16 protein-coding genes are annotated in these 18,548 nt (G+C 73.3%); 7 read left to right on the top strand and 9 right to left on the bottom strand.

Annotated elements, in window-relative coordinates:
- Nucleotides 1–157: 157 nt before the first annotated feature.
- Nucleotides 158–2,404 (top strand): hypothetical protein, encoded by a 2,247-nt coding sequence (locus tag ABZU69_RS01015; protein WP_354962362.1) that lies wholly within the window; start codon nucleotides 158–160, stop codon nucleotides 2,402–2,404.
- A gap of 15 nt (nucleotides 2,405–2,419) precedes the next feature.
- On the opposite strand, the gene ABZU69_RS01010 is transcribed toward ABZU69_RS01015, so the two are convergent.
- Complete coding sequence (locus ABZU69_RS01010; RefSeq protein ID WP_354962361.1) at nucleotides 2,420–3,979, bottom strand: NAD(P)/FAD-dependent oxidoreductase; 1,560 nt, start codon at nucleotides 3,977–3,979, stop codon at nucleotides 2,420–2,422.
- Nucleotides 3,980–4,168: 189 nt separating this feature from the next.
- Between ABZU69_RS01010 and ABZU69_RS01005 the strand changes: the two genes are divergently transcribed.
- The 3 genes from ABZU69_RS01005 (at nucleotide 4,169) to ABZU69_RS00995 (ending at nucleotide 6,526) form a co-directional block, all read left to right on the top strand.
- Complete coding sequence (locus tag ABZU69_RS01005) at nucleotides 4,169–5,404, top strand: hypothetical protein (protein WP_354962360.1); 1,236 nt, start codon at nucleotides 4,169–4,171, stop codon at nucleotides 5,402–5,404.
- Between the two features lie 94 nt (nucleotides 5,405–5,498).
- On the top strand, nucleotides 5,499–6,071 hold the full coding sequence (locus tag ABZU69_RS01000; RefSeq protein WP_354962359.1) for a GNAT family protein: 573 nt from the start codon (nucleotides 5,499–5,501) through the stop codon (nucleotides 6,069–6,071).
- A 41-nt stretch (nucleotides 6,072–6,112) separates the two neighbouring features.
- Nucleotides 6,113–6,526, top strand: a complete 414-nt coding sequence (locus ABZU69_RS00995; RefSeq protein ID WP_354962358.1) for a type II toxin-antitoxin system Phd/YefM family antitoxin — start codon at nucleotides 6,113–6,115, stop codon at nucleotides 6,524–6,526.
- Nucleotides 6,527–6,576: 50 nt separating this feature from the next.
- Here the strand turns inward: ABZU69_RS00995 and ABZU69_RS00990 are convergent, their stop codons facing one another.
- From ABZU69_RS00990 to ABZU69_RS00955, 8 genes are all read right to left on the bottom strand, one after another.
- Nucleotides 6,577–7,644 (bottom strand): ABC transporter ATP-binding protein, encoded by a 1,068-nt coding sequence (locus tag ABZU69_RS00990; protein ID WP_354962357.1) that lies wholly within the window; start codon nucleotides 7,642–7,644, stop codon nucleotides 6,577–6,579.
- Complete coding sequence (locus tag ABZU69_RS00985) at nucleotides 7,641–8,456, bottom strand: ABC transporter permease (RefSeq protein ID WP_172899115.1); 816 nt, start codon at nucleotides 8,454–8,456, stop codon at nucleotides 7,641–7,643. Before ABZU69_RS00985 ends, ABZU69_RS00990 begins: the two co-directional genes overlap by 4 nt.
- Complete coding sequence (gene modA / locus ABZU69_RS00980) at nucleotides 8,453–9,250, bottom strand: molybdate ABC transporter substrate-binding protein (RefSeq protein WP_354962356.1); 798 nt, start codon at nucleotides 9,248–9,250, stop codon at nucleotides 8,453–8,455. The genes ABZU69_RS00985 and modA overlap by 4 nt, the downstream gene beginning before the upstream one ends.
- Nucleotides 9,247–9,669, bottom strand: coding sequence for a TOBE domain-containing protein (locus ABZU69_RS00975; RefSeq protein WP_354962355.1), 423 nt, complete (start codon nucleotides 9,667–9,669; stop codon nucleotides 9,247–9,249). The genes modA and ABZU69_RS00975 overlap by 4 nt, the downstream gene beginning before the upstream one ends.
- A 109-nt stretch (nucleotides 9,670–9,778) precedes the next feature.
- Nucleotides 9,779–10,708, bottom strand: a complete 930-nt coding sequence (locus ABZU69_RS00970; RefSeq protein ID WP_354962354.1) for an expansin EXLX1 family cellulose-binding protein — start codon at nucleotides 10,706–10,708, stop codon at nucleotides 9,779–9,781.
- A gap of 62 nt (nucleotides 10,709–10,770) precedes the next feature.
- Entirely contained in the window at nucleotides 10,771–11,616 is an 846-nt protein-coding gene (locus ABZU69_RS00965; RefSeq protein WP_354962353.1) for an MOSC N-terminal beta barrel domain-containing protein, read from the bottom strand.
- Nucleotides 11,617–11,678: 62 nt separating this feature from the next.
- Nucleotides 11,679–12,170, bottom strand: a complete 492-nt coding sequence (gene smpB, locus ABZU69_RS00960) for an SsrA-binding protein SmpB (RefSeq protein ID WP_354962352.1) — start codon at nucleotides 12,168–12,170, stop codon at nucleotides 11,679–11,681.
- 25 nt (nucleotides 12,171–12,195) lie between these two features.
- On the bottom strand, nucleotides 12,196–14,436 hold the full coding sequence (locus tag ABZU69_RS00955) for a hypothetical protein (protein ID WP_354962351.1): 2,241 nt from the start codon (nucleotides 14,434–14,436) through the stop codon (nucleotides 12,196–12,198).
- 152 nt (nucleotides 14,437–14,588) lie between these two features.
- Here ABZU69_RS00955 and ABZU69_RS00950 point away from each other — a divergent pair, with 152 nt between their 5' ends.
- From ABZU69_RS00950 to ABZU69_RS00940, 3 genes are read left to right on the top strand one after another with little or no spacing between them, the layout of a single operon-like run.
- A complete protein-coding gene (locus ABZU69_RS00950; protein WP_354962350.1) occupies nucleotides 14,589–16,256 on the top strand; it encodes an FAD-dependent oxidoreductase in 1,668 nt (555 codons plus the stop codon).
- Nucleotides 16,257–16,311: 55 nt separating this feature from the next.
- The gene (locus tag ABZU69_RS00945) at nucleotides 16,312–17,748 is read left to right on the top strand and encodes an ATP-binding protein (RefSeq protein WP_354962349.1); all 1,437 of its coding nucleotides are present in this window, start codon (nucleotides 16,312–16,314) and stop codon (nucleotides 17,746–17,748) included.
- A 58-nt stretch (nucleotides 17,749–17,806) separates the two neighbouring features.
- A complete protein-coding gene (locus ABZU69_RS00940; protein WP_354962348.1) occupies nucleotides 17,807–18,439 on the top strand; it encodes a flavin reductase family protein in 633 nt (210 codons plus the stop codon).
- Nucleotides 18,440–18,548: the final 109 nt, after the last annotated feature.

Raw genomic sequence — 18,548 nt, 5'->3', positions numbered from 1 at the left:
GTACTGACAGCCAGTGATGACCGTCAATAGCCTAGAGGTAAGCGGTTTCCTGCCTCCGAGACCGGACGCCGGGGTGCCGTGGCACCGGGCCCATCCGGGCCCCCGCCCGAAGGGCGTCCCGGTCGATACTGTTGGCTCCGCTGACCGGGAGATGTGCATGCGGCGATTCCGTTACTCTCTGGCCACGGCCGCGCTGACGGCCGCGCTCGCCGTCGTCATCAACCTGACCACCGCCCCGGTCCACCTGCCGTCCTGGGTGTACACGGCCATGTGGATCCCGTGTGCCCTACTCGTGTTCGCGGCGGCGGTGGTGGAGTGGCGGCGCGGCTCAGAAGAGCCGCAGCTTTCGGCGGCGGAGCAGCTCACGGCGGCAGCCGACGTACTGGCCCAGGCCACCCTGTCGCTGTGGTCGAAGCAGTCTGCGGCCTGGGGCATCGAAACGACCGCCGACCCGGTGCGGGTCACCTGGCACTGGGACCACCAACGGTCGCTGCCGATTCACGAAGTGTTCGACCGCCCCGGTGGGAAAGCTCGCCGGGCTCCCCGCCGTCGAAGCGCCGATCGCCGGAACCAGGTCGAGGACGGTCGCGGCGAACAGGGCGTGGTCAGCGACCTGCATGCGGACCTCTACCGGCGGATCCAGCGCCAGCAACTGCTCCTGCTCGGCCCGGCCGGTAGCGGGAAGACCGCGGCGATGCTGATGCTGCTGGTCAGGGCGGCCGAGGAGTGCGTCCAACCGATCATGACAGGGGGGCACGCCGGCACGCCGGTGCCGGTATGGGTGACCCTGGGCAGTTGGCACCCGGGCGAGAGGTCGCTGCTCGACCACGTGGTCAGGGAGATGGAGACGAACTTCCGGGCTCTTCGGCACCCGCGTTACGGCGCGGACGTCGCACGCCGCCTGATCGAGAAAGGACAGGTGGCGCTCTTCCTCGACGGCCTCGACGAGATGCCGGCGGCGGGGCAGCGGGCCGCGCTCACCGCGATCGCCCGTGAGGCTGCTGGGCTGCGGGTCGTACTCACCTCCCAGATCGAGGGGTACGACCGTGCGCGCGCCGGCGGACGGCTGCCCCGCCCGGTCGTCCTCCAGCTCGACCCGGTCGAGCCAGACACCGCCGCCGAGTACCTGCGCCGTGGCCACGACAGCGACCGGCAACGTCGGCTCTGGCGGCAGTTGACCGACCATCTGCGCAACCACCCCGACTCGCCGGTAGCGGAAGCCTTCGCCAACCCCCTGATCCTGAGTTTGGCCCGGGACGCGTTCGACGGGCCGGACGGTGGGGCATCCGACCCAGCTGAGCTGGCCGAGCTGTCGTCGGTGGCGGAGGTGAAGGCCCGCGTGATCGGCCAGTTCCTGAAGCGGGCCTACCCGGCCGGTTCCGGCCCGCGCGGCCGACGCGAGCGGCGGCGGAACCGGCGTCACCTGTTCTACCTGTCCTGGTTCGCCCACCACCTCCAGGGACGCCGCGACCTGCGCTGGTGGGAGATCCCGACCTGGATTCCCTTCGGGCCTCTGTCGATCGTTGTCGGCTTCGGAATCGGACTGCCGACGGCCGTGCTGGCTGGGACATGCGTGGCGTTGGCCAACGGCACCAGGGCCGACATACTGCTGGCTGTGCTCGGCGTGATCTTCGGCGCCGCCGCCACCGCAGGCGCGTGTGTTCTGGGATCTAAGCCCCCCGGCCCGGCACCAACCCCCGCTGACCCGATCGGCATGGACCCGCGGTGGCCGACCAGGGCGGAACTGCGCACGCTGTGGCTGCTCGGATCGGGTCCACCGCTGACCATCGGCGTAGCCACCGGACTTGTCCTCGGCCCGTTCGCCGGGGTGCTGCTCGGGTTGACGCTGATGGGCCTCTCAATCGTCGGCACGTCGATCGGTCGATCCAACGTGACATTCGGCCTGCTGGGCATCTGGCTGAAGCCGTTGGCCGACTCGCCGGCGAGCACCCCGGACGGCATTTACCGGGCCGACCGCCGCCGCACCGTGGTGACCGTGACTTCTGGCATCGTCCTCGGCGGAGTCCTGTTCGCGCTGTTCAATATCGTGGATCCGCCTCGACCCGGGATGGTGTCGGTCGGACCGGAGCTCGGCATCCTGCTCGGGATGTCGTACGGCATCTTCAGCGGCCTCGGCCCGGCGGTCCTGACCGGGTTCGCTCAGATCGTGTTGCTGCTGCGTGGGCGTCCGCCGGTTCGGTTCCCCGTACTGTTTCGAGAGGCGCTGCGACGGCAGGTGCTGCGCCAGGCCGGTGTGGTGTACCAGTTCCGGCACGCCGAACTCCAGGACCACCTGGCCGCCGCCTACCAGCGACGGCAGGATCCAGGCACGATACGCCGGCCGCCGGCGCCGGGGGCCGGCGGCGAAACCGCGGCGAGCCCCGGTGTCCGCGTCAGGCGGTGAGCCGACAGCCCACGGTCAGGCCAGCGGCACCTGGGCTGGCCGGTCCTCGTCGCCGACGTGGCGGGTACCCGCCGGCGCGGTGATCGGGGCCGTGACGATCCGGCTCGGCACCACCGGCGCGTCCCGGCCCGTGCCCCGCCGTCCGTCGCCGCCGGACGACTGCTCGTGGTAGTCCTGCTCCACGTTGACCGACCAGACGTCGTGCGTACTGCCCGTGGCGATGTTCTCCGCCGTCAGCATCGCGGTGAGCATCGAGTGGTCCTGGTTGTTGTAGCGGTGCATGCCGTTGCGACCCACCGGGTGCACGTTCGGCACCTCCTCGGCCAGCCAGGCCCGGATCACGTCCACGTTGTGCTCGTATCGCTCGTCGTACACCGGGTACGCCTTCGGCATCCGCACCACGTAGCCGGCCTCCACCACGCCCGGCCGGGCCAACCCCAGCCGCTCCAGCTCGGCGGTGGCCAGCGCCACCAGCTCGGCGTCGGGGGTACGCCACATCTCGTCGTCCTCGAAGACGAAGTACTCCAGACCCAGGCAGGTGCGGCCGTCCTTGACCAGGTACGGCGACCAGGAACCGAAGTTTTGGATCCGGCCCACCCGCGCTCCCGGGTCGTGCACGTAGATCCAGTTGTCCGGGAACGAGAACTCGGCCGGCACCACCAGCGCGACCGTCAGGAAGTCGCGGTAGCGCAGGTCGGCGGCGCAGGCCAGCACCTCCGTCGGCGGCGCCGGCCGCAACGCGGTCACCAGCTCGGAGATCGGCATCGACGAGATCACGTGGTCGGCGGCCTCAGTGCGCTGCCCGCCCGCCCCGTTGACCGTCACGCTGACCGCCCGCCGTCGCGCCGGGTCGCGGTGCACCGCGGTGACCCAGGTGCCGGTCGACACCTCGCCGCCACGGTGGCGGACCTGCTCGGCGCACCGCTCCCACATCATCCCCGGCCCGTACTTCGGGTACTGGAACTGCTCGATCAGGCTGGTCACGTCCGTGCGGAACCGCCGGGGCAGCACGGCGTTGCGGATGGCCTTCGCCAGTGACAGGTTCTTGATCCGCTGCGCGGCCCAGTCCGCCTGGAGCCGATCGGCCGGCATTCCCCAGACCTTCTCGGTGTACGTCTTGAAGAAGATCGAGTACAGCCGCCAGCCGAACCGGGCCGACACCCAGCCCTCGAAGTGCGACTGGTCCCGGGGCGGGCGCAGCCGGGCCCGGGCGTACGAGCCCAGGCAGCGGGCCGCCTCCGGCAGCCCCAGGTTGCGCAGCGCGTTCGCCGCGCTGAGCGGGTAGTTGAACAGCGCCCCCCGGTAGAAGATCCGGCTCATCCGGGGCCGGGTCAGGAAGTCCTCGTCCGGCAGGATCTCGTGCCAGAACGCCTCCACCCGGGGCACCTTGGTGAAGAACCGGTGCCCGCCGATGTCGAACCGCCACCCGTCGCGCTCCACGGTCCGGCTGATCCCGCCGACCACCTCGTCCGCCTCGAACACCCGGACCGGCAGGCCGTGCCGGAGCAGCTCGTACGCCGCCGTGAGGCCCGCCGGCCCCGCGCCGATGACCACCGTGCCGTGCTGCTCGCTCATGCCGCCGCGCTCCCTGCTCACCGCTGTGGTTGAGGCGCGGCGCGTACCCGTTCTGCGGCGGACTTCACCCGCGCGACCGCACCGGTATGTGACGGTTTCGGCTCCGGCGGCGCGCGCGGCGGCGTACAACGGGAAGAGTGGCGCCCCCGCGCGGAGGGTGGGCCGGGGCGGACCGGGGGAGCGGGGCGGATGCGCCGGTGGCGGAGCGGCCGGGGGCGCGCGAGGGCGCTCGCCCCCCGGCTGGCCGCGACGGCCCGGGCCGGGGCACGGCTGGCCCGCCGGGTGCCGGCCCCCTGGCCGTACCTGCTGGGCCTGTTCCTCGGCGCGAAGCTGCTGCTCACCCTGGTCGGGCTCCTGGTCCTGCACGCCTGGGACGGCGTTCCCGGCGCGCCGCCGGCCGACGAGGCGTTGATGTGGGCGCAGCAGCGGGAGATCTCCGGGCACCGGTGGATCTCCTTCTGGTTCGCCTGGGACGCGCTGCTCTACCTACGGCTCAGTGAGCTGCCGCTGACCGGGCCGTGGCGGGACTTCGGCTTCCCCCTGCTCTACCCGTTCCTGGCCCGGCCGGTCGGCGCGCTGCTCGGCGGCGACAACGCGCTGGCCCTGCTGCTGATCAGCAACGTCGCGTTCCTGCTGGCCCTCTGGTACGGCTACCGACTGGCCGAGCTGCTGCTCGGCGACCCGGACGGGGCCCGCCGGTTCACCCGCTACCTGGTGCTGCTGCCCACCGCGTTCCTGTTCCAGGCCGCGCTGACCGAGTCGCTCTTCGTCTGCCTCGCGCTGGCCGCGTTCTACTACGCCGAGCGCCGTCGGTGGCTCCTGGTCGGCGTACTCGGCTACTTCCTGGCGATGAGCCGGTCGGTCGGCCTGCTCGTCGCGCTGCCGCTGGCCCTGGTGCTGCTCCGCCAGCACGATTGGCGGCTCGGCCCGCGCGCCCTGCTCGGTTACCTGCGGATCGGCTGGCCGTTGCTGCTGCTGCCCACCGGGTGGTTCACCTTCATGGCGTTCTGCCGGTGGCGGGGCGGGGACTGGTTCGCCTACCAGCACGCCCAGCAGGTCGGCTGGGGGATCGAGGTGCAGAACCCGCTGCCGGTGCTGCTGGACGGGCTGGCCGGGGAGCCCCGCGACGCCGCCCGGGTCTGGTTCGCCGTGGCCGTGCTGGCCGTGCTGATCGCCGGGTTCCGCCGACGGGAGCTGCCGTACCTGGTGTACGGCGTGCTCATGGTCCTGGTGCCGCTGTCGATGGGCCCGGCGGTCTACAAGAGCCTGCTGCGCTACCTGCTCGCCGCCTTCCCGGTCGCCCTGGTGCTGGCCCGCTGGGCACGCCGCGCCACCGTCGACGTGTGGCTGACCGCGGCCCTCGCCCTGGTGCAGGGCGCGCTGTTCGTGCTCTGGCTCAGCTACTGGACCCACATGATCATTTGAGTGGCGCCCGAGCGCGCCCCGCGCTGGGTCCGGCCGGCCGGCCTGTGCGAACCTGCATCCCGACGACGTCCGAACCGCACCCCGTGGAGGCACCGTGTTCGCCCTGCCGCTGACCGAGGAGGTCGAGCTGCGCCCGCTGGACCCGTGGCGGGCCGAGGAGTTCCTCGCCAACCTGGACCGGGCCCGGGAGCACATCCAGCCCTGGGTGTCGCCGTCCTTCGTCGCCACCGACCTGCCCTCGGCCCGGGCGGTGCTCCAGCGGTACGCGGACCGCTGGGCCCGCGACGCCGGCGGCATCTGGGGCCTGTGGTGGCGCGGCACGCTGGTCGGCGGGGTCATGTTCGTGTCGTTCGACGCGGCGCTGGGCGTCTGCGAGGTGGGCTGCTGGGTGGAGCCGTCGGCGCAGGGTCGGGGCATCGTCGCGCCGGCGGTCCGCCGGATCGTCGACTGGGCGGTTCGCGAGCGCGGCATCCAGCGGGTGGAGTGGCGCACCAACGCCGACAACGCCCGCAGCATCGCGCTCGCCCGCCGTCTCGGCCTGCGCCACGACGGCACGCTGCGGCAGGTCTACCCGGGGCCGCAGGGGCGGATCGACCTCGAAGTCTGGTCGGTGCTGGCCGACGAGTGGCTGGTCGGGCCGGCCGTTGCGCAGTCCACCGTCCACTGACGACGGCGGGTTCTGTCGTACCCGGACGGCACCATGCATCCATGGCCGTCCCCGCGCTCACCCCGCACCCCGATCCGCCGCGCTCCGTGCCGCTGCGCGAGGCGCGCACCCGGTTCAGCCAGCTCGTCGCGCTGGCCGAGCTGACCGACGCGGTCACCGTCGTCACCCGCGACGGCGATCACCGCCCGGTCGCCGCGATCGTCCCGGCCGCTGCCGCCCGCAGCGGCGCACAGGCCCGCGCCGACGCCGACCGGCTCGCCGCGGTCACCGCGGGCTGGGCCCGTCGCCTCGACGAGCAGCACCGGCGCAGCAGTCACCGGCACGCGGCCGAGCTCGGTGCCGTTCGCGCGGCACTGGCCGAGGTGTGGGCCGAGCTGGACCGCCGTGTCGTCCCGGGCAGCGACCCGGCGCTGGCACGGCTGCGCGCCGCGCACGCCGACCTCCTCGCCGGCTGAGCCGTCCCCGCCGGGCCGCCCGGCGGACGACGGGGCACCGCGACCAGGTGTCAGCCGGTGGCCGGGTAGGCGTGCGTCTCGGTCGCCTTGACCGCCACCCAGACCTGCTGGCCGGGGATCAGCCGCAGCTGGGCGGCGGCGGCCGGGGTGACGTCCGCGGCCACCCCGATCGGCCCGTCCAGCTGCACCCGCACGTTGTCGCCGTGCCGCTGGACCCCGGCCACGGTGCCCGCCCAGGTGTTGCGGGGGCTGCCCTCCGGTCGGCGCGGGTGCAGGGCCACCGCCGCCGGGCGGAAGGCGACGAACGCCTCCCCGTCGAGGCGGTCGGCGACGGTGAGGGTCAGCTCCGGTGCGACCCGCACCCCGTGCCCCTCGGCCCGCCCCCGATAGAGGTTCAGCCCGACCAGGCGGGCCACGTAGTCGGTGCGCGGGCGGGCCGTGACGCTGGGGCCGTCGCCCTCCTGCACCACCCGTCCGCCCTCCACGATGACCAGACGGTCGGCCAGCGCCAGCGCGTCCAGCGGGTCGTGGGTGACCAGCACCGTCGCCCCCGGATGCGCGGACAGGTGGCGGTGCAGCTCCGCGCGGGTGTCCAGCCGGGTGCGGGCGTCCAGTGCGGCGAGCGGCTCGTCGAGCAGCAACAGCGATGGCGTGACGGCCAGCGCGCGGGCCAGCGCCACCCGCTGCGCCTGCCCGCCGGAGAGCTGCCGGGGCCGGCGGTGCGCCTGCTCGGCCAGCCCCACCCGGCCGAGCCAGTCCCGGGCGGTGGCCCGCGCCGCCCGACGGTCGACGCCGTGCCTACGCGGCCCGAAGGCCACGTTGTCCAATGCGCTGAGGTGCGGAAAGAGCAGATAGTCCTGGAAGACTACGCCGATCGGCCGGCGTTCGGTGGGCACCCAGCGCCGGCTCGCCGGCCGGTCCAGGTCGGCGCCGCCGAGCGTGACGTGCCCGGCGCTGAGCGGGTGCAGCCCGGCCAGCGCGCGCAGCGCGGTGGTCTTGCCGGCGCCGTTCGGCCCGAGCAGCGCGACCACCTCGCCGGGCGCGACCCGCAGCGGCACATCCAGCCGGAAGGCGCCCCGGTCGACGACGAGCCGGGCGTCGAGCAGTGACGCGGTCACGGGCTGGTCATCCAGCGGTCACGTAACGCGGCCAGGATGACCACCGAGACGGTGAGCAGCACCAGGCTGAGCACGATCGCGGACTCCAGGTCGGTCTCCAACGCCAGGTAGACGGCGAGTGGCATGGTCTGCGTCCGGCCGGGATAGTTGCCGGCGAAGGTGATCGTGGCGCCGAACTCGCCGAGCGCCCGGGCCCAGCAGAGCACCGCGCCGGCGGCCAGCCCCGGTGCCACCAGCGGCAGCGTGACGTGGGTGAAGGTGGTCCACCGGCCGGCGCCCAGCGTCGCGGCGGCCTCCTCGTAGCGGTGGTCGGCAGCGCGCAGCGCCCCCTCCACGGCGATGACCAGGAACGGCATGGCGACGAACGACTCGGCCAGCACGACACCCGCGGTGGTGAACGGCAGGGTGACGCCGAACGTGGCGTCGAGCCACCCGCCGAGCAGCCCGCGCCGGCCGAAGACCAACAGCAGCGCCACCCCACCGACCACCGGCGGGAGCACCAGCGGCACGGTGACCAGGGCGCGGACCAGTCGCCGGCCGGGGAACTCGACCCGGGCCAGCAGCCAGGCCAGTGGCACCCCGAGCAGCAGGCAGAGCATGGTGGCCAGGGTCGCGGTCTGCACCGACAGCCGTAGTGCGGTCAGCGCCCCCGGCTCGGTGAGCCGCTGCGGCAGCGTCGTCCACGGTGCCCGCACGACCAGCCCGGCCAGCGGCAGGACGAGGAAGAGCAGCCCCAACCCGGCCGGGATCAGCAGCGCCGCCGGCACCCGGCCGCGCCGCCGGGGCACGGCGGTGTCGAGGACCCGGCTCACGGGGCCTGGAAGCCCGCTTCGGCGAGCACCGCCTGCGCCGGCGCCGAGCGCACGTACGCGACGAAGGCCTGCGCGCCCGCCCGGTTCGGCGCGTCCTTCAGCGCCACGATCGGGTAGTCGTTGACCGCCCGCGCCGACTCGGGGAACTCGACGCCGGTCACGTCGGCGGTCGCCGCGCTGGCGTCCGTGCGGTAGACCAGTGCAGCGTCGACCTCGCCCAGCTTCACCTTGGCCAGCGCTCCCTTGACGTCCTGCTCCAGGGTGACCGGCGTCAACGCGACCCCAGCCGCCTCCAGCGCCGACCGGGCAGCCGCGCCGCAGGGCACCTGGTCGGCGCAGAGCGCCACCTTCACGCCCGGCCGGGTCAGGTCGGCCAGCCCGGTCACCCCCCTCGGGTTGCCCCGGGGCACCGCGATCACCAGCTGGTTGCGGGCGAAGGTGCTCGGCGTGCCGTCGGCGTTGCCCGCCTCGGTCACCGTGGTCATGTTCCGCGAAGCGGCCGAGGCGAACACGTCGGCCGGTGCGCCCTGGTTGATCTGGTTGGCCAGGGCGGAGCTGCCCGCGAAGTTGAACGTCACGGTGCTGCCCGGGTACGCGGCCTCGAAGTCCTCGCCGATGCGCGTGAACGACTCGGTCAGCGATGCGGCGGCGAACACGGTCACCGCGCCGGTGACCCGATCGTCCCCGGTGGTGCCGTCCGGCGTCGGGTCGTCGCCTCCGCCGCAACCGGCCACCGCCAGCCCGGCCACCGCCACCAGTACGGCCACCGCCGTACGCACCGCCCGCGCCCTCATCCGCCCGACCTTCCCCTGGCCGGGGCGGGTGCGGCCCGCTCCACCACCACCGTGGTCGACTTGATCACCGCGACGGCCACCGAGCCGACCCGCAGGTCAAGCTCGTCGACGGCCTCCCGGCTCATCAGCGACACGATCCGGAACGGGCCCGCCTGGATGTCGACCTGCGCCATCACGGTGTCCTTGCGTACGTCGATGACGATGCCGCGCAGCCGGTTGCGGGCGGAGGAGAGCTCGGCGCCCACGGCCGGATCGGCGGCCTGGGCGCGGGCCAGACCCGCCAGGTCCGCGCCGTCGATGACCCGATGGCCGTGCGCGTCGCGCCCGGCGGTCAGTCGCCCGGCGTCCACCCAGCGGCGCATCGTGTCGGCGCTGACGCCCAGCAGCTCGGCCGCCTCGCCGATGCGAAACATCGTCACCGGCCCACCCTAGCCCTCGCATCTGCGAGCGGAAAGACCGGAAGGGGTTGCGTTTTACGTCTCCCTGTCCCCGCTCGCCGGGAGGCGGACGGGCCCGGCGTGGGTGGGGTCAGCAGCCGGGGACGCCGAGCGGGGCGGCGCCGGCGAGGGCTTCGAGGGTCGCCGTCGGGGCGACCGACTCCGTCGGGACGGGGCTCGCCGTCGGGGTCGGTCCGGCCGAGGGCGAACCGCTGGGCGTACGGGCCGGGGCGCCGGGGTCGGCGAGGGAGGCCGCGCTGCGTTGGACCCGCTTCGCGACCATCCGGATGGTGGTGGCGGTTGCCTGGCGCCCGTACACGTCGGTGACCCTGATGCTGTAGGGCCCGGGGCCGATCCCGCGCTCGACGGTCCAGTAGTTGTCGTTCTGGCGGACCGCCGCGCGGAAGCCGCCGCCCGGCCCCTTCGCCTCGACCGAGCGGAGCGGGTTGCCGTGGTTGCCCACCTGCACCGCGAACCACCACTGCGAGGCGCCGTTCTTCATCCGGAAGGTGAGGCCCCCGTCGAGCGGCGGGCTCACCACCGCCCGGTACGTCACCGGCACGACGCCCTGCGCCCGGTCGGCGATCCGGGCGAACGCCTCCTCGGAGAGGTCGATGCGGCCGGGCGTGCACCCGGCGCACTGATCCATGACCACGACCCGGACCGTGCCCTTCGGGCCGCTCACGTCCAGGTAACCGCCGCAGGCCGCCGCCCCCGCGTACTCCGACGGGCCGAGTGCCACGTAGAGCCGGTCCGCCGGAGGGCTCGGAAAGGAGCAGTTGCCGCCCGAGCCGCCCGCGTCGTAGAAGGAGGCCTTTCCCTTGTGGACGGTGGCGCCCGTCGGTGGCGCGGCACAGGCCGGGGCGGAGCCGGAGCGTACGGCGAGGGTGATGCCGACCACGGCGGCCAGGGCGGTGACCCCGGCGCCGGCCATCCAGTGTCTGACCCGCCGATTCCACCGGTGCGTGCCGCTGTCGCCGGCCTGGGTGTCGTTCTCGAGGTCCCTGCCTGGTGCGGTCACGGCGCCTGATGTTGCCCCACCTCCGGTGGCAGCGCAACAACGTCCGAGGCGGGCCGCCCCGATCAGTCCAGCACCTCCACGGTGTCACCGACGCTGACCGTACGACCGTCGCGGGAAGGCCCGCCCGGTTCGGCCCGCACCGTCATCTGGAGACCGAAGCGGAGCTTCCGGCCGATGTTCCGCCGTGCGGCGAGCATCCACAGCGGCTCCCGCCCCCGCTCCCCGGTCTCCTGGTCGATCGTCGCGACCAGACAGCGGCCACACTCGTCGACGCCGTGGAGCACCGCCCCGCCGATCCTGATCCGCCGGCCGACCCACTCACCCTCGGCCCACGGCGCGGCACCGCTGACCACCAGGTTGGGGCGGAACTGGATCATCGGCAGCGGCCCCTCGGAGCTGCCCGACTCCAGCAGCCAGTCGTTGAACGCGTCCAGCGACGCGGTGTTGGCCAGCAGCAGCGGAGTGCCGTCGGCGAAGCTCACCTCGGCGCCGGAGCCGGCCGGATCCGGCCAGGGAACGCGGTTGCCGGCGGGGTCACCGAGCCAGACCAGCCGAGCGGTGCGCCCCAACAGCCGGTTGAGCCAGTCGTCCGCCTCGCGGCCGGCGGCGCGTACCGGTGCGGGCGGCCGCCCCCGGAACACCCGGACCTGGATCGCCTCGCCGCCGGTCGGTTCGGCCAGATCGAGCGGAGCCAGGCCCGGCGCGTCCAGGGTCAGCCCGCCCGGCCGGGACACCGCCCGCACCGTCACCAGTTCCCGGTGCTGGCGCTGGGTCAGGCCGAGCCCGTGTCCGTCCACGATCAGCCAGCGCCGGTCGCCGTCCAGGCCCCACGGCTCGACCCGCGCCGTGTCGCGGTCCATTCGGCGGCACCCCTTCACCGGATAGGTGTGGATCGAGGCGACTCGCATCCGGCCAGGATGACACGACGTGGCGTGACGCGGGCGCCCTCGCTCCGGCAGCCCGGGTGGGGTCAGCCCCGGCGCGGGTGGCCCTTGAGATGCCGGCCCAGCTCGCGGGCGATCTCCCGGTTGGCGTCCCGCTCGGCCAGCGTCTGCCGCTTGTCGTAGGTGCGCTTGCCCTTGGCCAGGGCCAGCTCGACCTTGGCCCAGCCGTTGTCGAAGTACATCGACAGCGGGACCAGGGTCACGCCACCCTCGCGGACCTTCTCCAGGATCCGGTCGATCTCGGCCCGGCGCAGCAGCAGCTTGCGGTTGCGCCGGGGGGCGTGGTTGGTCCACGTGCCGTAGGCGTACTCGGCGATGTGCAGGCCGTACAGCATGATCTCGCCGTCCCGCTCGTGGGCGAACGCGTCCACCAGCGACGCCCGCCCCTCGCGCAGCGACTTCACCTCGGTGCCCACCAGCACGATGCCCGCCTCGTACGTCCGGAGCACGGTGTAGTCGTGCCGGGCCTTCTTGTTCGAGGCGATCAGCCGGCGTTCGGGCTGCTTGGACGGGCTCACCCCGCGACGATATCCGGCCCGCCGCTCAACCCGTCCGCCGCAGGTCCGCGCGCAGCCGCTCGGTCAGGTCCCGCTCCGCCGCCGCGAACGCCTCATCCGACTCGCACGGCCAGTGCCCCAGGATCGGCGGCGGCACGCTGTCGTACGGCGGTGGCACCACGTCGTGCGGGTCGACCAACCGGCGGTCCACGGAGGCCTCCGGCCCGGTGACCGTCCCGGGGTCCCCGGGACGGTGCGGAGCGAAGATCCAACCTCCGATGGGGTCGGTTTCCCGCCACAGGTTCACCCAGCGCCAGCCGACCCGCTCGCCGATCTCGCGCAGCACCTCGTCGTCGACGTAGGCGGGAAACAGCTGCGAGTACAACCGCTGCAGCGGCGTCCCGTAGGTCAGCAGGGCGACCCGGTCGGTGGTCCGGGGCGGCAGTTGCAGCACCGTGGCGGCGAGCAGCACCGAGCCGTGACTGTGCCCGGCCAGCAGCACCGCCTCGCCCTGGTCGACCAGATAGGTGATCCGCCGGGTCAGCTCCGGTACGGCCCGCTCGGCGTAGCAGGGCGGGGCGAAGGGGTGCGCCGCCCGGGGCCAGAACGTCCCCAGGTCCCAGAGCACGCCCACGTACCGGCGGAACTGCGCCGTCCGGTACGCGAAGATGCCGCCGACCACCAGCCCGAGCACGATCGCGGCGATCGCGTAGCTGCCCATCCCGATCAGAAAGTTGACCATGTCGGCGGGCAGCCGGACGTAGCGCTGGATCACGTCACCGGGATAGAGCTGGAGCAGGCCGAGCACGCTGGCGGCCAGGCCGACCGCGGCCAGCCCGGCGTAGACCACGGTGAGCGGGGGCAGCCGCTCGGTGAACCGGGCCCGGGCCACCGCCTGCTCGACCTGACGCAGCCGCTGCGCCGCGTCCGGCGGCGCGTGCGGGAAGTCGGCGGCCACGATCGCGGCCGCGGCCCGCCTCCGCTCGCGCCAGCTCAGCACCGTGACCACGCCGCCGAACAGCAGTGCGGTCAGCACCGCGATGAAGAACCCGAAGATCGCCCACTTGTACGCCAGTGGCGGGCTGGTGGCCAGTCGGTCCGCGGTCTCGCCGTCGCGGTCCAGCAGGTCCGACACCCGGTAGACCAGCTCGGCGGAGAACGCCACGGCGAGGCCGGCGCCCACCGTGACGAAGGCCGGCGCGCCCAGCGCGCGCAGCGGTGATGCCCCCGGCGGCCCGCCCCGTCGCCAGATCACCAACGCGGCGAGTACGAGCAGCAGCGCGGTCTGGCTGGCGAACAGCCAGGCGACGAGCGCGCCGTACCCGGGCAGCTCGCGGCCGTGCGGCCACGGCTTCGGGCTGATGATCGTGTACACGATCACCAGGATGGTCAGGCCGCAGGCGATCGTGCGTAGGCCGCGGGTGAGCCCGTCGAGCCGGGCCGACGGGCCGGGCCGGTCGATGCTCTGCACCACGGTGAGCAGGACGAGGCAGGCGAGCAGCACCGCCCCGGTGGCCACGACCAGCACCCCCATCACCCAGGACGCACCCTCGCTGATCCGGGCGGCCAGCAGGCTGCCGTCCAGGGTGGCGAACGCGGCGGCGACGTGCACCGAGCGCAGCCTGCCCACCAGCGGCGTGCCGTCCCACTGGCCGACCGCGCTCAACCGGTGCGCGGCGGCGGCGGAGGAGGGCTCCCGGGTCCGGAACGCGTCGAACGAGTGGCTGGGGCGGGCGCCCAGCCACCAGACGACTCCGATGGCGGCGACCGGCACCAGCGCCAACACGCCGAGGCGCAACCCGGCCGAGCGCCCGCCGAGCCAGGACAGCCAGGTCCGCCCGGCCATGCAGGACGGGGTGCCCATGCAACGCCAGGCGATCAGGTCCAGCGCCACCCCGACGATGGAGAGCACGTAGAGCATGGTGAGGGTGAGCGCGAGCACCCGGCACAGCGCGACGATGCCGTGCTTCGAGGCGTAACCCGCCGGGCGCATCCAGAGCGCCACGTTGCAGAGCATGAACGGCAGCAGGAACACCAGCGACAGCGTCCGCACGGCCGTGCCGGACGGCAGGTCGCTCCAGCGGTACGCCTCCAGCATGATCCCGTCGGTGCCCTTGGTGTCGGGATAGCCCTCACGTGGGCGGTAGAACCCGCCGCTGCGGTCCCCGGCGACCTGGTGGACGTGCGGCCGGTCCAGCACCTGGTCGGCCCCCGCCCCCGAGACGCCGTGCACCCGCAGCTCCACGACCCGGTCCGACGTCGTTCCGGTCGTCGACGCGTCCGCCATGGGCCCCCCGAGGTGTGCGCGGCAGTCGGGCGGGTCGTCGGTGTGCGGCCACCCGCGCGGCGACCCGGCTTACCCGCCTCGCGCCCGACCAACCGTGAACCGCGTCCCGTACCGACCCGGCCCGGTGCGGCGTACCCCTGGTAGGTGGTTTTATGGGCGCCATGGCGAACCCGGTGATCCTGACCGTCGACGACGACCCGGTGGTGTCCCGGGCGGTGGCCCGGGACATCCGTCGCCGGTACGGCGACCGCTACCGGGTGCTGCGGGCCGCCTCGGGCCCGGAGGCGCTGGACGCGCTGCGGGAGGTCAAGCTGCGTGGCGAGCAGGTGGCGCTGCTGCTGGCCGATCACCGGATGCCGGAGATGACCGGAGTCGAGTTCCTGGAGGCCGCGATGGACATCTTCCCGGCCGCCCGCCGGGTGCTGCTCACCGCGTACGCGGACACCGACGCCGCGATCGAGGCGATCAACGTGGTCGACCTGGACCACTACCTGCTCAAGCCCTGGCATCCGCCGGAGGAGAAGCTGTACCCGGTGGTGGACGGCCTGCTGGAGGCGTGGGCGGTCACCCCGGACGCGGCGACCACCGAGATCCGGGTCGTCGGGCACCGCTGGTCGGCGCCGTCGTTCAAGGTCCGCGACTTCCTGGCGCGCAACCTGGTGCCGTACCGCTGGTTGCTGGCCGACGACCCGGAGGGCGCCCGACTGCTCGACGCCGCCGGGGCCACCGCGGCGGACGTGCCGCTGGTGGTGACCGCCGAGGGCAAGGCACTGATCGCTCCGAGCGAGGCCGAGCTGGCCGGGCTGGCCGGGTTGACCGTGGTGCCCGCCTCCGACTTCTACGACCTGGTGGTGATCGGCGGTGGCCCGGCCGGCCTGGGCTCCGCGGTGTACGGCGCCTCGGAGGGGTTGCGCACCGTGCTGGTCGAGCGGCGGGCGACCGGCGGGCAGGCCGGCCAGAGCAGCCGAATCGAGAACTACCTGGGCTTTCCGGACGGCGTCTCCGGGGCGCAGCTGACCGACCGGGCTCGGCGGCAGGCGGTGAAGTTCGGCGCCGAGCTGCTCAGCGCCCGGGAGGTCGTCGGTCTGAGCGAGGCGGGCGGCGCCCGGCTGCTGCGCTTCGGAGACGGCACCGAGATCGCCGCGCACACCGTGGTGCTGGCCACCGGGGTCTCCTACCGGGTGCTCGACGCCCCGGGGCTGGCCGATTTCACCGGCCGGGGGGTGTTCTACGGCTCCACGGCCACCGAGGCGCCGAGCTGCGTCGACCAGGACGTCTACATCGTCGGCGGGGCGAACTCGGCCGGCCAGGCCGCCGTGCACTTCTCCCGGTACGCGGCCCGCGTGCACCTGCTGATCCGGGGCGCCGACCTGACCGCCTCGATGTCCCGATACCTGATCGACCAGCTGGAGCGCATCGACCGGATCACCGTGCACCCGCACACCGCGGTGGTCGGTGGCGCCGGGCAGGATCACCTGCAACGGCTCACCCTGTGCGACACGCGTACCGGCGAGGCCCGCTCGGTGGACACGTCCTGGCTGTTCATCTTCATCGGCGCCGAGCCTCGGACCGACTGGCTGGACGGGGTGCTGGTCCGCGACGGGCGCGGCTTCATCGTGACCGGTCCGGATCTGCTCGCCGGTGGGCGGCGTCCGGCCGGCTGGTCGCTGTCGCGCGATCCGTACCACCTGGAGACCAGCCTGCCGGGGGTGTTCGCCGCGGGTGACGTGCGAGCCGAATCGGTCAAGAGGGTCGCCTCGGCCGTCGGCGAGGGCGCCATGGCCGTGTCGCTCGTGCACCGTTACCTGGAGGCCCAGTGAGCGCGAGGAGTGAGCCGGGTTTGCGAGCCCCGCAGTCGCGAACGAAGGAGGCCCAGTGACCACCGAGAGCGACCGGCTGACACCCGCGCAGCTGCGTACCCTGTTCCTGTTCGAGGCCCTCGACGACGGGCAGTTGGACTGGCTGGCCGAGCACGGCCGGGTGGAGCAGCGCGCGGGCGGCACCCTGGTGTACGCCGAGGGCGAGGACGCCACCTGCTTCTTCGTCCTGCTGCGTGGCGCGGTGGCGTTGAGCCGGCAGGTACGCGGCGACGACATCGAGGTCAGCCGCACCGAGCAGCGCGGGGTGTACGGCGGCGCCACCCAGGCGTACCTGGGCGACCAGGTCGAGCAGACCTACCGCAACAGCCTGCGGGCGGTGACCGACGCGGAGTTCTTCGTGCTGCCGGCCGAGGATTTCGCGTACGCCCTGCGGTCCTGGTTCCCGATGCCGATGCACCTGCTGGAGGGCCTGTTCTTCGGGATGCGGAACAGCCAGACCATCGTCGGCGAACGGGAGCGGCTGCTCGCGCTGGGCTCGCTCTCGGCGGGGCTGACCCACGAGCTGAACAACCCGGCCGCGGCGGCGGTGCGGGCCACGTCGGTGCTGGGCGACCGGGTCGCCGGGATGCGGCACAAGCTCGCGATGATCGCCGACGGCCGGCTGGACGGTCGGGCGCTGCACGGCCTCGTCGCGTTGCAGGAGGAGGCGGTGGCCCGGGTGGCCACCGCGCCGAAGCTGACCCCGATGGCGACCGCCGACGCCGAGGACGCGCTCACCGACTGGCTGGAGGAGCACGGGGTGAGCGGCGCCTGGGATCTGGCGCCGATCCTGGTCGGTGGCGGGCTCGACGCGGCCTGGTTGGGGCGGGTGAAGGCGGCGGTCGGCCCGGCGGACCTGGAGGCGGCGGTGCGGTGGCTCACCTACACCGTCGACACCGAGCTGCTGATGCGTGAGATCGGCGACGCGGTGACCCGCATCTCCGGGCTGGTCGGTGCCGCCAAGCAGTACTCCCAGTTGGATCGCGCGCCGCACCGGGTGGTGGACGTGCACGACCTGCTCGACGCGACGCTGGTGATGTTCAAGGGGAAGATCCCCGCGCAGGTCAAGCTGGTCCGCGAGTACGACCGCGGCCTCCCGCCGGTCCCGGCGTACGCCGCGGAGCTGAACCAGGTGTGGACCAACCTGATCGACAACGCGCTGGGCGCGATGGGAGAGAAGGGCACGCTGACCGTCCACACCGGACGCGTCGGCGACCTGCTGGCGGTGGAGATCACCGACACCGGCCCCGGCATCCCGCCCGAGGTGCGTCCGCGCATCTTCGAGCCGTTCTTCACCACCAAGCCGGTGGGGGCGGGCACCGGGCTGGGGCTGGACATCTCGTACCGGATCGTGGTGCACAAGCACCACGGCGACATCCGGGTGGAGACCGAACCGGGGCGGACCACTTTCCGGGTCCTGCTGCCGGTCAACGAGGGCACGCCGCCGTCCTGACCTGCGGACCGGTCGTTTCGGCGAGGGCCGAACGATGACGGCCGTACGGTCAGCGACCATGACGATCAGCCACTCACCACCCGTCGCCGAGCACCTGACGATCAACCCGAGCATCCTGTACTTCGGTACCCCGGTGGTGCTGCTGAGCACCGAGAACGACGACGGCAGCGCCAACCTGGCACCGATCTCCTCTGCGTGGGCCCTCGACCACGTCGTCGTGCTCGGCCTCGGCGGCGAGGGGCAGACCGCGTACAACCTCGCCGCCCGCCCCGATGTGGTGATCAATCTTCCCGCTGCTGATCAGTGGGAGGCCGTCGAGCGGCTCGCGCCGCTGACCGGACGGCACCCGGTGCCGGACTCCAAGCGCGACCGGTTCCGGCACGAGTCGGCGAAGTTCGAGGCCGCCGGCCTGCGGCCGCAGCCGTCGTACCGCGTCCGACCGCCCCGGGTGACCGAGTGCCCGCTGCACCTGGAGGCCCGGGTCTCCCGGATCCACGCCGACGCCACTGACTCGTTCCTCATCGTCGAGGCCCACGTACTGGCGGTGCACGCCGACGCCCGCATCGTCGTGCCGGGCACCGACCATGTCGACCCGGGGGCCTGGCATCCGTTGATCTACAACTTCCGCCACTACTTCGGGCTCGGCGCCGAGATGGGTCACAGCTTCCGCTCGGAGACGCCGGCCGGCTGACCTGGCCGGCTCGGGATCATCCGGATGGGGTGACGACACGCCATTGGCACACTCGTGCGACGCGCCGGTCACCTGGAGACATCGGGCAGTTGCACACAGTAGGGTCGGG

Source organism: Micromonospora sp. NPDC005206 (assembly GCF_040608175.1).
Lineage (GTDB): Bacteria > Actinomycetota > Actinomycetes > Mycobacteriales > Micromonosporaceae > Micromonospora.
Note: the sequence above shows the minus strand (reverse complement) of the source record. Positions and strands in the feature narration are given on the sequence as shown.

Bases quoted from the DNA above. Each gene is read 5' to 3' on its own strand.
- ABZU69_RS00955 (WP_354962351.1), bottom strand. From the start codon at position 14,436: ATGGCGGACGCGTCGACGACCGGAACGACGTCGGACCGGGTCGTGGAG.
- ABZU69_RS00965 (WP_354962353.1), bottom strand. From the start codon at position 11,616: ATGCGAGTCGCCTCGATCCACACCTATCCGGTGAAGGGGTGCCGCCGA.
- ABZU69_RS00940 (WP_354962348.1), top strand. From the start codon at position 17,807: ATGACGATCAGCCACTCACCACCCGTCGCCGAGCACCTGACGATCAAC.
- ABZU69_RS01005 (WP_354962360.1), top strand. From the start codon at position 4,169: ATGCGCCGGTGGCGGAGCGGCCGGGGGCGCGCGAGGGCGCTCGCCCCC.
- ABZU69_RS01015 (WP_354962362.1), top strand. From the start codon at position 158: ATGCGGCGATTCCGTTACTCTCTGGCCACGGCCGCGCTGACGGCCGCG.
- ABZU69_RS00950 (WP_354962350.1), top strand. From the start codon at position 14,589: ATGGGCGCCATGGCGAACCCGGTGATCCTGACCGTCGACGACGACCCG.
- modA (WP_354962356.1), bottom strand. From the start codon at position 9,250: ATGAGGGCGCGGGCGGTGCGTACGGCGGTGGCCGTACTGGTGGCGGTG.
- ABZU69_RS01010 (WP_354962361.1), bottom strand. From the start codon at position 3,979: ATGAGCGAGCAGCACGGCACGGTGGTCATCGGCGCGGGGCCGGCGGGC.
- ABZU69_RS00995 (WP_354962358.1), top strand. From the start codon at position 6,113: ATGGCCGTCCCCGCGCTCACCCCGCACCCCGATCCGCCGCGCTCCGTG.